Genomic DNA, 12,864 nt, shown 5'->3' on the forward strand with positions numbered 1-12,864 from the left:
TGCCGTGGCTAACGTCGGCATGTGCGCAGCGGGCAGCAGTACGGCGAGCCGGTCGACTCGGCCATGACCGCCCTCGGCGAGCGTGCCACCGGCCTCGAATTCGCCTGGCTGGACGGCCGTCCCGGGGAGCCGTCGTGGTCGTACCCGGACCTCGCCCGCGCCCTGCTCCGCCACACCGGCTCCCTGCTCGACCTCGACACCGGCAGCGGCGAGCTCCTCGCCGAGCTCGCCCCGCTGCCGTCGCACACCGTCGCCGTCGAGAGCTGGGCCCGCAACACCCCCGTCGCCCGCGACCGGCTCGGCCCCTTCGGCGTGCCGGTGCTCACCGAGTTGCCGGGCGGCGAGGACGAGTTCGACGTGGTGCTCAGCCGGCACGGCCGGCTGCCCGCCGCCGACATCTACCGGCTGCTGCGCCCTGGGGGGTCGCTGCTCAGCCAGCAGGTCGGCAGCGACGATCTCGCCGAGCTCAACACCGCGCTCGGCGCGCCCGCGCCCTACCCGCGGACGTGGAACGCCGAGATCGCGGCCGCCCGGCTCGAGGCGGCCGGCCTCGAGGTGACCGACGTGCGCGAGGAGCACCCCACGCTCCACTTCGACGACGTCGAGTCGGTCGTGCGCCGGCTGCGCGACCTGCCGTGGCAGATCCGCGATTTCAGCCCCGAGAAGTACGCGGACGCGCTCGGCCGCGTCGACTCGTTCATCCGGTTGCACGGCGGGCTCGTCGTGACCGCCCATCGCTTCCTCGTCCAAGCGGTCCGCCCCTACCCCCCGAAGGAATGATCGGCCCATGCGCTCCCTGATCATCGCCGTCTGTCAGCCCCGAGTAACCGCCCTCGACGTCGCCACCAACGCCACCCGGCACGCCGCCTCGGTGCGCGCGGCCTCGGCCCGGGTCGTGGTCTTCCCCGAGATGTCGCTGACCGGCTATGAGCTGGAGGCGCCGACGGTCGCGCCCGACGATCCGCGGCTCGCGCCGCTGGTCGAGGCGTGCGCGGCGACCGACACGGTGGCGCTGGTGGGCGCGCCGGTCGAGGGGCCGTACATCGGGATGCTGGCGATCGACGGCGACGGCGCCCGGGTGGCCTACCGCAAGCAGCATCCGCACTCGAGCGAGGAGCGGTTCCTGCCCGGCCCCTCGCCGGAGGTGCTCGAGGTGGACGGCTGGCGGCTGGGCCTGGCGATCTGCCGCGACACGGGGATCGCCGAGCACGTGGCCGAGACGGCGGCGCTGGGCATCGACGCGTACGTGGCCGGCGTCGTCGACCCGCCGGCCGGGGAGGCCGTCGCCGCCGAGCGGGCGCGGCGGGTCAACCAGGAGTACGGCGTGTGGGTGGCGGTGTCCTCGTTCGCCGGGCCGACCGGCGGCGGGTACGCCGAGACGGCCGGGCGGTCGGGCATCTGGGCGCCGGACGGCCGGGTGGAGGCGCGGGCCGGCCGGTCGCCGGGCGAGATCGCGCGGGCCACGATGGTGGCCTCGTCCCTGGCCCGCCTCTAGGCGGGCGGCCCGTCTCTAGGAGCTCGGCTCTTCCCAGCCGCGCAGCTCCAGATCGATCTCACGCTGATCGGCGGTGCGGTCCCGCCGGTCGGCCGCCGAGTCACGCAGGTCGGCGAGACGGTCCCGCTCGTCGGCGACCGCGTCACGTTCCGCGGCCGCGACCTCCCGGACGGCGACTCGCCGATCCCGGGCATCGGCCGCGCGATGACGCAGCTCGACGATCCGCTCGCGATCGCCCGCCCGGATGTCGCGGATGTCGGCCTCGCTGCACCGCTGCTCCAGGTCGACGTCCCGCTGGTCGGCCGTCGCGTCCCGGTCGTCGGCGGACAGCTCGCGTTCGCCCAGGAGCTTCTCCCGATCCTCGGCGCGACGTTCGCGGCCGGCGAGCTTGTCTTCGCGGTCCACGGGCCTCATCGTAGGCCCGCCGCGGGCTTACAGCGTCGCGAGTACCAGGGAGGTGCGGAGGTCGAGGGCCACCGAGCCGCCGAAGTCGTCGAGGATGGCGCTCAGGCCGTCGAGGATCTCCTTCCGGATCTCGGGGGCGTGGCGGCGGAACGGCGAGAAGGTCTGCATCAGCGCCAGGTATTGCGCCTTGCCGAAGACCGGGTGGTCGTGGAAGCGGTGCTCGGCGACGTCCCGCCAGACGCCGGAGGTGACCGCGTCGTCGAGCGCCCAGTGCTCGTCCTTCTCGGGCACGCTCGGGTCGATCCGCATCAGGAGCTCGTCGATCGCGGCCGACTGGGCGGGGACCGCGTAGTTGTACCGGTGATAGAAGATCGCCAAGACTCCGCCCGGCCGCAGGGCGTCGCGGGCGCGCTGGTGGCGGGTCGCCGGGTCCATCCAGTGCCAGGCGGTCGCGCACGCGATCAGGCCGACGCCGCCGGGCGGGGCGGCCCACTCCTCGAAGGTCGTGTTCTCCACCCGCGCGCCCGGGAAGTTGGCCCGGAGAACGGCCGCCATCCGCGGGTCGGGCTCGATCGCGGTGAGCGGCGCGCCGAGGCCCAGCAGCAGGCCGGTGGCCTTGCCGGTGCCGGCGCCGAGCTCCACGACCTCGGCGGGCGGGCCGCCGAGACGATCGAGGATCGATTCGCGTACGTCGTCGGGATAGCCCGGCCGGGCGTCGTCATACATCGATGCCACTTCGCCGAACACCCGCGTCACGGGCCTCAACGTAGCGGTAGGGTGCCCCGCATGCAGCACCACATCCGGCCCGAGGGGTCGCCGCCGGCCAACGGATACAGCCATGCCGTCTCGTTCGCCGGGCCGATGCTGATGATCTCCGGGCAGGTGCCGCTCGACGCCGAGGGGCGGCTCGTCGGGTACGACGACGCGGCCGAGCAGACGCGCCAGGTGTTCCGGAACATCGAGGTCGCGCTCGAAGCGGTCGGGTCCACGATGGGCGACGTGGTAAAGCTGACCGTCTTCCTCACCAACATGTCCGACCTGGCGGCGTTCCGCGAGGTGCGGGACGAGTTCGTGGACACGCAGCGGCCGCCGGCGAGCTCGCTCGTGCAGGTCAGCGGGCTGGTCCACCCCGCCTTCCGGGTCGAGATCGAGGCAATCGCGGCGATTCGGTCAATTCCTTAGGCGCGTACGGATTAGGCCGACCGGGTGCACCTTCCGCCCGGGCCGCGCCGCGTCGCGCGTTGTCCTTCCCGCGGCCCGCGCGCCCGGTCTGACCATTCGGGATTCGCCGCTGCCGCTGCGATCTGCCGTCCCCCGTTGGGGTTAAGCCGGACAGGCCCACCTGTGCGATATATCCGCGTGCAACGGCGGACCAAAAACCGATCACATGACCTTGGCTCTTCGGGGACCGTTGAACAGGCAGTTCTATCGGGTCCCTGAGGAGGAACTCGCCTCATGCGAAAGCAGGCATTCTCGTGATCCGGCTCGACGCGCTGAGCCGGCGGCGCGCCGCGTCCGGCGGCGAGCGGACCGGTCACATCGAGCTGCGACCGTCCGATCACGAGGAGCCGACGTGGGAGGTCCGCCAGCCCGGTGACCAGCGCCGGCGCCGGCTGGACGGCCGCACCCGGACGATCCTCGCGGTGGCGGCGGCGGCCGCGGTGGTGGTGAACGCCGGCGCGGCCTGGCTGTACTGGCGGATCACCGGCTCGGAGACCGGTCACTGGGGCGCCGCGGCCACCGTGGAGCTCGCGCTGCGTGCTCGCTCCGACCTCAACCGTCCGTTACTGGCGGGGCAGACCGGCAACCTCACCGTGACGGTGACCAACGACGACGACGTCCCCATCAAGATCACCTCGGTCTCCCCGGGCGTCGGCAAGGTCCTGTCGGACGCGGAGCACCGCGAACGCGGGTGCACGGACCCCGGTGTGCGGCTGACCAGGGATCACTTCGCCGTGTCCTGGGAGGTGCCGCGGAACACGATCGGCGCCTTCACCATCCCCGGTGCGTTGTCGATGCCGGCGGACTCCCCCGCCGTCTGTCACGGCGCCGTCTTCACGGTGCCCATTCAGGCGTACGGTCGCAGCTAGTCCTCGTTTTTTGACGGCAGTGCCCTGATCTCGTCTCCGGTGAAGACCACCGGTGGGCGGCGGTGGCGGCCGCCGGTCACCAGCTCGCCTCGCAGCGGGCGGTGGTGCCGGCCGTGGTGGGTCAGCTTGCGCACCTCTTCGGGCACGACCACCGAGTTGCGCAGCACCGCGCTGGCCCGCTCGGCCGATTCCTGGGCCACCCGCTCGTCGTTGACCGCGGCCTCGATGCCGTCGGACACCACCTTGGCCATCGCCGCGCCGTAGCTGCGCGCGTCGTGGATCTCGCGCTCGTGCAGCAGCGCCGCCTCGTGCTCGCGGCGCCGGGCGATGCGGGCCTCGTTGCGCTCGTAGGCGTTGCCGCGGGAGACGAACTTGAGGCCGACCGCCGCGCAGTCCAGCGAGACCAGCAGCAGCGTGATGCCCAGGTAGAAGACGCCGACGCCCCAGAAGTCGCCGGTCACCAGGTGCCACATGGCGGCGGTGCGCGCCCCGAAGCCGGAGTCGTCCTTCACCGCCCGGCTGTTCGCCAGCCGCTGCTCGCCGATCTGCCGGGTGAGCTGGGCCTGCTCGGTGCCCCGGGCATCGCGGGCGGCCCGCTGCGTGGCGAGCAGATCACCGGCCTGCCGGTCGAGCTGGGCGGCCTCGGCGTCGAGCCCGCGGGAGCGGCGCACGAGCTGGTCGCAGTAACCCCCGCTCGGGCAGCCGGTCGAACGTGTCACGCCCTCGCCGGCCGCGTCGTTGACCGCCTGCTGATAGAGAAGGCGCGCGTCCTGCCGCTTCTGGGCGGCCCGGTCGGTGAGGCCGCGCACCATCGCGTCGTCGGCCGCGGACTCCCGCTTGAGCCGGTCGAGCCGGGCCGTCCAGGTGCCGATCGCGCCGCTCGTGTCGATCCGGCTGAGCTGCTGGTTGTGCACCTCGTTGAGCCGGGCGTCGATCTCGCCCTGGTAGCGGGCGAGCATCAGCGGCTCGGTGATGATCACCGCGAAGAGGACCGCCAGGCCGAGGCGTCCGGCGTACAGGCCGAAAGTGGGCTTACGCAGGAACTCGCGCGGGTCGGTGGACTCCAGCTTGTCGTAGCTGATCGAGACCCGGCCCACGACGGCGCGGTCGAAGGCCACCACGCCCGCGGCGACCAGCGGGCCGACCAGCCAGCGGTACCACGGCTGCTGGTAGTTGGAGCTGGCGTCGATGAAGGCCGCGCCGCCGACCGTGGCGTACACGAAGTACAGCAGGATGAAGACACCGATCGCGGAGTAGAGCACCCGGTCGGTGTGGGTCATCACGCTGTCCGGGTTGACGTTCGCCACCCTCAGCAGGGCGTCTCGGCGACCCTTGGGCATGATGCCGAGTCTTACCGATCATTCCCGGTTTATCCTCGTTTCTCGGGAAAGATCTGGTTCGGTGATCGTGACCCGGACGAGCACCGAGGCCTGGACCGTCTGCCGCTGCGGATCGAGCTCCAGGGCCGGGGCCGCCTCGCGCTGGGCGTCGAAGGCCATGCCGCGGGCGGCGATCGGCATGATCCCGCCGCCGCCGGCGATCTCGTCCGAGATCTCCACCAGCTTGTCGATCTGGGCGCCGACCGCCGCGGCGTACTCCCGGGCCCGGTCGAGGGCGGCGGTGATCGCGGCGGCGCGGACGTCGGCGCCGGCCTTGCTGCCGCGCCGCAGCTGCCACCACGGCCCGAAGATCGAGACCAGCTCCATGCCGGCCAGGCGCGGCAGCATCTCGCCGAGGGCGCCGAAGTCGGCCACGGTCACCGTCGTGTCGAGGTTGCCGGTGAACGCGCCTTTCTTGAGATCCGGGTACACCTGCACGCCGCCGGTCTCGCGGCGCTCGATCGCCTCGCCGTACGCGTCAAGCTCGGCGCGGAGGACCGCGGACTGCTCGGTGAGGCGGGCCAGCACGGCGTCCTTGTTCTTGCCGCGGGCGGTCACGGAGACGTTGAAGACGGCAATCTCGGGCGGGACCTCGCGAAGGGCCTCGCCACGCACCACAATCGTCGGCTGCATGCTGGTCATTCTTACTGCCTACCCACTTTGGCGAGCGCCTCGCGAGCGTCGGCCAGCAGGCGGTCGGTGTCGCCGGGGACCGGCCGGGCGAGGAGCTCGGCCCGCTCGACCCGGCCGCCGCGCACGTGCAGGCGGAAGAGGCCGCGAGGCCCGTCGATGATCCGGGTCGTCTCGCGCTCACCCTTACCGCCGTCGTCGATCAGGCGGTCGGCGTCGGCGATCTGGGCGCGAAGGTCACTCTCCCCTTCCGGTCGCGCATGGGCAGGCTCCCGTACGGGTAACGGAGCGTAACCGCTACGCCGCAGAATCATCGGAACGAGCGCGGCCTTCATCCGCGCGCTAGCGAGCGCCTCGAGCAGCCCCGCCGCAACCCCCTCAGGCCCCAGCGCCGACCACCAGGACGGGCGCAGTCCGATGTCGACGAACCGCCCCAACGCGTCGACCACGGCAAACGCCGACCCGGTGCGGTCCGGCCCCCCGATCCGATCAAGCCGAGGCGGCGCACCACCGGCACGCGCACGAATCGCCATATTCTCTACTTCGGTCACGAACCGGCGTGCGTCCCCCACGCGCGCGTCGTCGTCCCGTTCCGCTTGAACGGATGGAAACAACGTAGATCCCCCCAGATCTGAGCGCACCGAGAGTAACGCACAGGGGGACACGCATTCGACCCCCCGAATGCGTGCGTTCGTGCCAATCGCGCTATTGATCAGCTATTTCGACGAGCCCGCACGATCATGAACAGGGCACCGCAGACCACCAGCAGAAGCACACCAATCGCCACGAAAAGCAACGGAGGAAGCCCTTTGCTCTTTTCGACCGGCACATAGGCAACCGGATTGTCGTCGAGCGCAGGCGCCCGTGAGACGGTTGCGGTTGCGCCGCGCGGCGCGGTCAACGCTGCGACCGCATCCACTTGCCCGTACCCGTAATAGTCGTCTCGCCCTTTGGCCCCGCGGTCGATCGCCGTGCTCGTCAGACGGTCCGCGACCTCGGCGGCGGACATCTCGGGATAGCGGGCCCGCATCAGGGCTGCGATGCCGGAGACCAGAGCGGTCGAGTCACTGGTGCCGTGCACGACCTCGTAGCGGTCATGCGGCCGGGCCACAGTCATCGCGGTCCCGTAGGCGACGATGTCGAGTTGGTCGCCGTAGTTGGAGAACGACGCCGCCTTGTTCTTCCGATCCACGGAGCCAACAGCGATCACACCCGGCAGAGCGGCCGGGAACGCGACCTGCTTGTGGTCGTTACCCGACCCGGCGACAAGGACCACGTCGGCGGCCACGGCCTCCTCGATCGCCTCCCGCATCGCGTCGCCGGCCTCGTACTGCGCGAACGACATGTTGATCACCTTGGCGCCGTGCTCGACGGCCCAGCGGATGCCCTCGGCGATCAGAGGCTGGTCCTGGGTCGGTGTCACCGACATGACCTTGCTACGGGGTGCCACACCGAGCAAGCCGTCGCCGTCGCCGTGGCCTCGGCCGGCGATCAGCACGGCCATGCCGGTGCCGTGCGGGCCACTGTCGAGATTGTCGTCCTCAACGTCGCGGGCGATGTTGCGGCCGGAGATCATCGCGCCACGCAGATCTTGGTGAGTGCCGTCGACGCCGGAGTCGACCACAGCGACGGTCACGCCCTCGCCGCCCTTACCCAGCTTCTGAGCCTCGGCCAGCCGCATGGGGGCGAAGTACCACTGGCTATCCCGCATGGCGTCTGCGCGCGCGGGAGCGCTGGTAAGCAGGACAGTGAGGAGGGCAGCGCCAACGGCGGCACCGCCGTTGCGGAGAAAACGGGTCACTAGCGCCAGCCGATCACGTTGGGACCAGGGTCGTGCCGCGGGTTATCGGTAGACGGGGCGATCACCGGGTCGACGCCCTCCGCCACCTCCCACGGATTGTCAGGGTCGAAGCCGTAGCCGTCGTCCTCACCGGAACGGTGTCGACCCGCACGACCCGGGGCGCCTGCCACGACACCGGTGTTGCGGTTCGGGCCGACCGGGTCGTCAGGAAGCCACGACGGGCGCGGCTGGCGATTCGCGCCTCTACCGGCCGCGCTACCCCGGCCGCCTCTGACACCGCCCAAGCCTTCGGACGATATGCCTACGCCGCCGCGGACACCGCGGCCGGGCTCCTCCAGGCTGCTGCCGCCAGCTCCGACGCGGCCCGTCCGGCCTGCCCGGCTCCCGGCACCGCCACGGCCGCCGACTGCGCCGATCCCGCCGGCTGCGCCGATCGGGCCGGCACCTGAGCGACCGGCACCTCCCGCCGGCGGCTCACCGATGACACCGCCCGATTTGGCTGGCCGGGTCAACCGTCCGCTACTACCGCGAGGGGCGCGGCCCGTCTGCCCGATCGGGACGCCTCCGCCGGTGGGGAGCAAGCCGGGCACTGCCGGGCCGACGGCACCGCCACCACCAACGCCGCCGACCGGCGGCAAAGGCGTGCCGACGCCACCGCCGCCCGGAATGCCTGTCGCATCGCCACCCGGCACGATCGGTGTGCCGCCGGGAGGGGTAATCACACCGGCTAAGTCGGGTCCACCACCACCGACTACCGTGCCGGCGCCGGCGGCACCGCCGCCAACACCACCGACGCCGCCCGATCCACCAATGTCACTGCTCGCTTGACCGCCGCCGTCAGGAATCGTGGGATTCTGCCCGGGTAGGGGCGGGACCGGGTCGTGCCTCACCGAGGCACTGATCCCTCTGGAACTTGAGGTTGAGGTCGTCTGTGACAGACTCCCGTTGTCCTCGCCGGAACCCGGCTCGTCGATTCGGTCCGCGAACGGCTTGTAGGCGTCGGGGACCTTAAGCAAGGCGACCGAGTCCTCGACTGCGCGCTCGGCACTGATCATCGCCTGGCGGGCCTGGTCGTCGATCTCGTCTTCCGCCTTGTCCCACCAGTGCGGCACGAGGTCGGTGCTCTTGTCCTTGTATTTCTCCCAGAGCGGCTGGATTGTCGTTTTTGCCGTCTGGATCGCGGTGAGGATGTTGTCGAGACCGCTAGCAGTGGAGTCGGCATCCGCCGAGGCCGAATCCAACCGTGCGATCAGGATGTCGAGTTCGGCCACGAAGGCGGCCGACGACTCGTTCTCCTCTGGGGGCCAGGCCGCGACCAGCTCGGCTCGGGCGGTCAGCAGCGCCGTGCGCTGGCTGCGTACCGAGCCGGCCAGGGTGCGCCACGCGCTCACCTGCTGGCGGCCGGGGGCGTCGTCCTCGTTCATCACCATCGACCAGAGGCGGGGCGTGTTGTAGGCCCCCCAATTCGTGCACCAGCTGCTGGTCAGCACCGGGTCGCTCATATCGGCTCGGCCCCTCCCGCTCGGCGGGTCGTGGGATGGCCGTCGACCTCGGCCCGGCGCTGCTGGGACTCGAGCACCGCCTCGGCCATGAGGCCGCGCACATCCGAGGCGCGCCGGGCGGCCCGGCCGTCGGTGGCGTCGAGGGCCGCGGCGACCTTGCCGGCGGCGGCGGCCAGCACCTGGGCGGCCTCCATGTAGGCCACGACGTTGTCGGTCGACGCCTTCAGGCTCTGTGTGTAGCGCTCCTTGGCCGCGTGCACGCCGCCACTGGCGCTGTTCGCCCCGAACTCGACCCCGGAGGACAGGTCCACGCTGGCGCGTGAATACCCCGACCCCAGTGTCTCGGTGGTGTCGTTCTGGACCTGGTTGGAGAACTTGGTCAGCCCGTCGGTCTCGACGCGCACCCCGTCAGCCACGATCGCCTCCCCGCAGCGTCGTCGTCTGATTACGCCCCGAGAGTAGCGACGGTTGTCGACGTCAGGAAAGTTCATCTGCTACGAGCAGATCACGTTGCGTCAGGTGAGGCGGGCCACCGCCGCGGCCACCCGTTCATCGGTGGCGGTCAACGCGACGCGTACGTGCTGGGCGGCGGCCGGGCCGTAGAAAGCGCCGGGCGCTGCGAGGATGCCCCGCTCGGCGAGGTCTCCCACGGTCTTCCAGCAGTCCTCTCCCCGGGTCGCCCACAGGTAGAGGCCGGCCTCGGAGTGGCTGATCTCGAAGCCCGCCTTGGCCAGGGCCGTGCGCAGCGCGTCACGGCGGGCGGAATACCGCTCCCGCTGCTGGTCGACGTGCTCCTCGTCGCCGAGGGCGGCGATCATCGCGGCCTGCACGGGCGCGGGCACGATCATGCCGGCGTGCTTGCGGACCTCGAGCAGGCCCGCGATCAGCGCCGGGTCGCCGCCGAGGAAGCCGGCGCGATAACCCGCCAGGTTGGACCGCTTGGAGAGCGAGTGCACGGCGATGACGCCGGTGTAGTCGCCCTCGGTCACCCGGTCGTCGAGCACGGAGACCGGGCGGGTCTCCCAACCCAGCGCCAGGTAGCACTCGTCGCTGACGACCGTGACGCCGCGCTCGCGGGCCCAGGACACGACCTTGCGCAGGTGCTCGACGGGGAGCACCTTGCCGGTCGGGTTGGACGGCGAGTTGATCCAGAGCAGCTTGATGCGGCGGTCGGGGCCGAGCGCGGTGAGCGAGTCGCTGCGGACCACCGTCGCGCCGGCGAGCAGGGCGCCCACCTCGTACGTCGGGTAGCACACCGACGGGATGGCGACGACGTCGCCGGGGCGTACGCCGAGCAGCGTGGGCAGCCAGGCGACCAGCTCCTTCGAGCCGATCGTGGGCAGCACGCCGAGCTCACCCGAGGCGCCGCAGGCCCGTGCGATCCAACTCGCGATCGCCGCCCGGAGCGCCGGGGTGCCCGCGGTCAGCGGGTATCCCGGCGCGTCCGAGGCGTCGGCGAGAGCACGGCGGATGAGCGCCGGAACCGGGTCGACGGGGGTGCCGACCGACAGGTCGACGATGCCGCCGGGATGCGCGGCGGCCTTGGCCTTCGCCGGCTCCAGCAGGTCCCAGGGGAAGTCCGGCAGGGCCGACGCGAGAGCGCTCAGTTGTCGCCCCGGGGCGGCTGCGCGGCCACGAACGGCGTGTCCTTGTCGATCTTGCCCTTCTTGGCGGCGCCGCCGGGCGAACCGAGGTCCTCGAAGAACTCGTAGTTCGCGTTCGTGTAGTCCTTCCACTGGTCGGGGACGTCATCCTCGTAGAAGATCGCCTCGACCGGGCACACCGGCTCACACGCCCCGCAGTCCACACACTCATCGGGGTGGATGTAGAGCATCCGGTTGCCCTCGTAGATGCAGTCGACCGGGCATTCCTCGATGCATGCCTTGTCGAGCACATCGACGCACGGCTCAGCGATGATGTAGGTCACGGGTCTTTCTCCTCCATTGCCACGCCGCGGAACGAACGGCGACAGATGCAGAGCCTAGTATCTCCGCCGGAGGAGGTGACACGTGCTCCGTCGGCAGGATGTGGGACACCGGGTGGTGGTACGCCGGATTGTAGGCGTATCGCAGGAGCGAACACTGTATTCCGATGCTCTCGGAGAGCTGGTCGACCTCACCGAGACCGATCTCACAATCGCCACCGAGAAGGGCACTCTGCGGGTCCCCCTGCACGAGGTGCACCGGGCCAAACGGGTCCCGGCCGCACGCCGCCCACCAGCGGCCGATGTGATCGCTCTCGAGCTGGCGGCCAACGACGCGTGGCCGGCGCCGATCCAGTCCCGGCTGGGCGGCTGGATCCTGCGGGCCGCCGGCAACTGGACCGGCCGGGCGAACTCGGCGTTGGCCGCCGGCGACCCCGACCGCACGCTGGAGGCCGCGATCGACGCGGTCGAGGAGTGGTACGAAGCACACGGGCAGCAGCCGCTGATCAACGCGCCGATGCCGCTGGCCGCCCCGGTCAACGCGGCATTGGACGCGCGCGGGTGGACGGCACGCCCGCTCACCCTGGTGCAGACCGCTCCGATCCCAGCGCTGCTCGCGGCGATCCCGGCGCGGGGCGATCTGCCTCCGGTCGAGCTGGCTGATTCCCCCGGCGACGACTGGTTCGCCATGGTCGCCGAGCACAAGGGCACGTTGCCACCGGCCGCGGAGCGCATTCTCACCGGCGTACGCGACGTGGTCTTTGCTCGCGTCCACGACGCGGACGGTGACCTGATCGCCGTGGCCCGCGGCACCGTCACGGGCCCGGACCGATGGCTCGGCATCTCGCTGCTGCAGACCGCGGCCCCGACGCGACGCCGCGGCATCGCCCAGCAGGTGCTGGGCGGCCTGGCGCAATGGGCGACGCAGCGCGGCAGCACCCGCGCCTACCTGCAGGTGGAGGAGCGCAACACGGCGGCGGTCACGCTGTACGGCCGGGTGGGTTTCAGCACCCACCACACCTATCTGACCAGGGAAGCGCCCCGGCCTTAGCGGCGGACGGCCTTGCGCGGCTTGGCGGCGCGGGTCGCGGTGAACGCCTTGAGCGAGCGCGACCGGTAGTCGCGGCCGAGCATCACGGCGAGCCAGTAGCCGAGCAGCGTGCCCACGATCGCGAAGCCGGCGTAGAGCCAGATCTGCGAGAAGAAGTCGCCGGCGCCACCGGCGAACGGCTGGCCGCCGCTGATGAACGGTCCGACGAGGACGGTCAGCAGCATGCCACCGACCGCGCCGAACACCAGGTCGGGCAGCAGCCAGTCGCTCGGGCGCTTGCGCTGGCAGGCGAGGAAGGTCCAGACCGCGAGGGTCAGGCCCAGCACACCGAACATGATCAGCGTGGCGCTGCTCGTGGCCGAGTCATCGCCGTCGAAACCGAGGCGGATGATCAGGCGGGCCGCCACGTTGATCGCGAACAACCCGACCGCCAGCGCCACGGGCGGAAACCAGCGCTGCTGCCTCATGCGTCCTCCCCCGGGAAACCCCTGTCTGTGGCACGGGATCGTAACGCCAGGTGAACTTCCGGCGCTCGACCCGCCGGTCATCTTTGCGGATGACGCGCGCACGAGCGCTTGGGGAAAGCT

The 12,864-nt window shown here is 71.2% G+C and carries 16 protein-coding genes; 5 read left to right on the forward strand and 11 right to left on the reverse strand.

The features are described 5' to 3' along the window. Window positions 1-21 precede the first annotated feature (21 nt). Window positions 22-780, forward strand: coding sequence for a class I SAM-dependent methyltransferase (locus tag ACQPZX_RS45250; protein ID WP_433370287.1), 759 nt, complete (start codon window positions 22-24; stop codon window positions 778-780). Window positions 781-787: 7 nt separating this feature from the next. Then, entirely contained in the window at window positions 788-1,495 is a 708-nt protein-coding gene (locus tag ACQPZX_RS45255) for a carbon-nitrogen hydrolase family protein (RefSeq protein ID WP_433370290.1), read from the forward strand. A gap of 15 nt (window positions 1,496-1,510) precedes the next feature. Here the strand turns inward: ACQPZX_RS45255 and ACQPZX_RS45260 are convergent, their stop codons facing one another. Then, a complete protein-coding gene (locus ACQPZX_RS45260; protein WP_433370293.1) occupies window positions 1,511-1,900 on the reverse strand; it encodes a hypothetical protein in 390 nt (129 codons plus the stop codon). A 27-nt stretch (window positions 1,901-1,927) separates the two neighbouring features. Continuing rightward, entirely contained in the window at window positions 1,928-2,656 is a 729-nt protein-coding gene (locus ACQPZX_RS45265) for a class I SAM-dependent methyltransferase (RefSeq protein WP_433370296.1), read from the reverse strand. A gap of 30 nt (window positions 2,657-2,686) precedes the next feature. Here ACQPZX_RS45265 and ACQPZX_RS45270 point away from each other — a divergent pair, with 30 nt between their 5' ends. Together ACQPZX_RS45270 and ACQPZX_RS45275 are read left to right on the forward strand one after the other, a co-directional pair. Beyond that, the gene (locus ACQPZX_RS45270; protein WP_433370299.1) at window positions 2,687-3,082 is read left to right on the forward strand and encodes a RidA family protein; all 396 of its coding nucleotides are present in this window, start codon (window positions 2,687-2,689) and stop codon (window positions 3,080-3,082) included. 293 nt (window positions 3,083-3,375) lie between these two features. Further along, complete coding sequence (locus ACQPZX_RS45275) at window positions 3,376-3,990, forward strand: hypothetical protein (protein WP_433370302.1); 615 nt, start codon at window positions 3,376-3,378, stop codon at window positions 3,988-3,990. Here the strand turns inward: ACQPZX_RS45275 and ACQPZX_RS45280 are convergent. The 8 genes from ACQPZX_RS45280 to fdxA all read right to left on the reverse strand — a co-directional run bounded on the left by ACQPZX_RS45280 (window position 3,987) and on the right by fdxA (window position 11,229). Then, window positions 3,987-5,330, reverse strand: a complete 1,344-nt coding sequence (locus ACQPZX_RS45280) for a DUF4407 domain-containing protein (protein WP_433370305.1) — start codon at window positions 5,328-5,330, stop codon at window positions 3,987-3,989. The two genes, ACQPZX_RS45275 and ACQPZX_RS45280, sit on opposite strands and share 4 nt — an antisense overlap. 18 nt (window positions 5,331-5,348) lie before the next feature. Continuing rightward, entirely contained in the window at window positions 5,349-6,002 is a 654-nt protein-coding gene (locus ACQPZX_RS45285; protein ID WP_433385889.1) for an SIMPL domain-containing protein, read from the reverse strand. An 11-nt stretch (window positions 6,003-6,013) separates the two neighbouring features. Next, a complete protein-coding gene (locus ACQPZX_RS45290) occupies window positions 6,014-6,448 on the reverse strand; it encodes a hypothetical protein (RefSeq protein WP_433370308.1) in 435 nt (144 codons plus the stop codon). 263 nt (window positions 6,449-6,711) lie between these two features. After that, window positions 6,712-7,800, reverse strand: a complete 1,089-nt coding sequence (locus ACQPZX_RS45295) for a S8 family serine peptidase (RefSeq protein ID WP_433370311.1) — start codon at window positions 7,798-7,800, stop codon at window positions 6,712-6,714. After that, window positions 7,800-9,302 carry a hypothetical protein gene (locus ACQPZX_RS45300; protein ID WP_433370314.1) on the reverse strand — a complete coding sequence of 501 codons (1,503 nt, stop codon included), beginning with the start codon at window positions 9,300-9,302 and terminating at the stop codon, window positions 7,800-7,802. Before ACQPZX_RS45300 ends, ACQPZX_RS45295 begins: the two co-directional genes overlap by 1 nt. Continuing rightward, the gene (locus ACQPZX_RS45305) at window positions 9,299-9,718 is read right to left on the reverse strand and encodes a hypothetical protein (protein WP_433370317.1); all 420 of its coding nucleotides are present in this window, start codon (window positions 9,716-9,718) and stop codon (window positions 9,299-9,301) included. The genes ACQPZX_RS45300 and ACQPZX_RS45305 overlap by 4 nt, the downstream gene beginning before the upstream one ends. A gap of 99 nt (window positions 9,719-9,817) precedes the next feature. After that, on the reverse strand, window positions 9,818-10,909 hold the full coding sequence (dapC, locus tag ACQPZX_RS45310; protein WP_433385892.1) for a succinyldiaminopimelate transaminase: 1,092 nt from the start codon (window positions 10,907-10,909) through the stop codon (window positions 9,818-9,820). Further along, window positions 10,906-11,229, reverse strand: coding sequence for a ferredoxin (fdxA, locus tag ACQPZX_RS45315; RefSeq protein ID WP_433370320.1), 324 nt, complete (start codon window positions 11,227-11,229; stop codon window positions 10,906-10,908). The genes dapC and fdxA overlap by 4 nt, the downstream gene beginning before the upstream one ends. Before the next feature lie 82 nt (window positions 11,230-11,311). Here fdxA and ACQPZX_RS45320 point away from each other — a divergent pair, with 82 nt between their 5' ends. Next, window positions 11,312-12,277, forward strand: a complete 966-nt coding sequence (locus ACQPZX_RS45320; protein WP_433370323.1) for a GNAT family N-acetyltransferase — start codon at window positions 11,312-11,314, stop codon at window positions 12,275-12,277. Here the strand turns inward: ACQPZX_RS45320 and ACQPZX_RS45325 are convergent. After that, complete coding sequence (locus ACQPZX_RS45325) at window positions 12,274-12,744, reverse strand: hypothetical protein (protein ID WP_433370326.1); 471 nt, start codon at window positions 12,742-12,744, stop codon at window positions 12,274-12,276. The two genes, ACQPZX_RS45320 and ACQPZX_RS45325, sit on opposite strands and share 4 nt — an antisense overlap. Window positions 12,745-12,864: the final 120 nt, after the last annotated feature.

Source organism: Actinoplanes sp. CA-142083, from assembly GCF_050942195.1.
In the GTDB taxonomy this organism is placed as follows: Bacteria; Actinomycetota; Actinomycetes; order Mycobacteriales; family Micromonosporaceae; genus Actinoplanes.

Coding starts and splice junctions, on each gene's coding strand:
- ACQPZX_RS45270 (WP_433370299.1), top strand. CDS start 2,687: ATGCAGCACCACATCCGGCCCGAGGGGTCGCCGCCGGCCAACGGATAC.
- ACQPZX_RS45300 (WP_433370314.1), bottom strand. CDS start 9,302: ATGAGCGACCCGGTGCTGACCAGCAGCTGGTGCACGAATTGGGGGGCC.
- ACQPZX_RS45255 (WP_433370290.1), top strand. CDS start 788: ATGCGCTCCCTGATCATCGCCGTCTGTCAGCCCCGAGTAACCGCCCTC.
- ACQPZX_RS45325 (WP_433370326.1), bottom strand. CDS start 12,744: ATGAGGCAGCAGCGCTGGTTTCCGCCCGTGGCGCTGGCGGTCGGGTTG.
- ACQPZX_RS45280 (WP_433370305.1), bottom strand. CDS start 5,330: ATGCCCAAGGGTCGCCGAGACGCCCTGCTGAGGGTGGCGAACGTCAAC.
- ACQPZX_RS45285 (WP_433385889.1), bottom strand. CDS start 6,002: ATGCAGCCGACGATTGTGGTGCGTGGCGAGGCCCTTCGCGAGGTCCCG.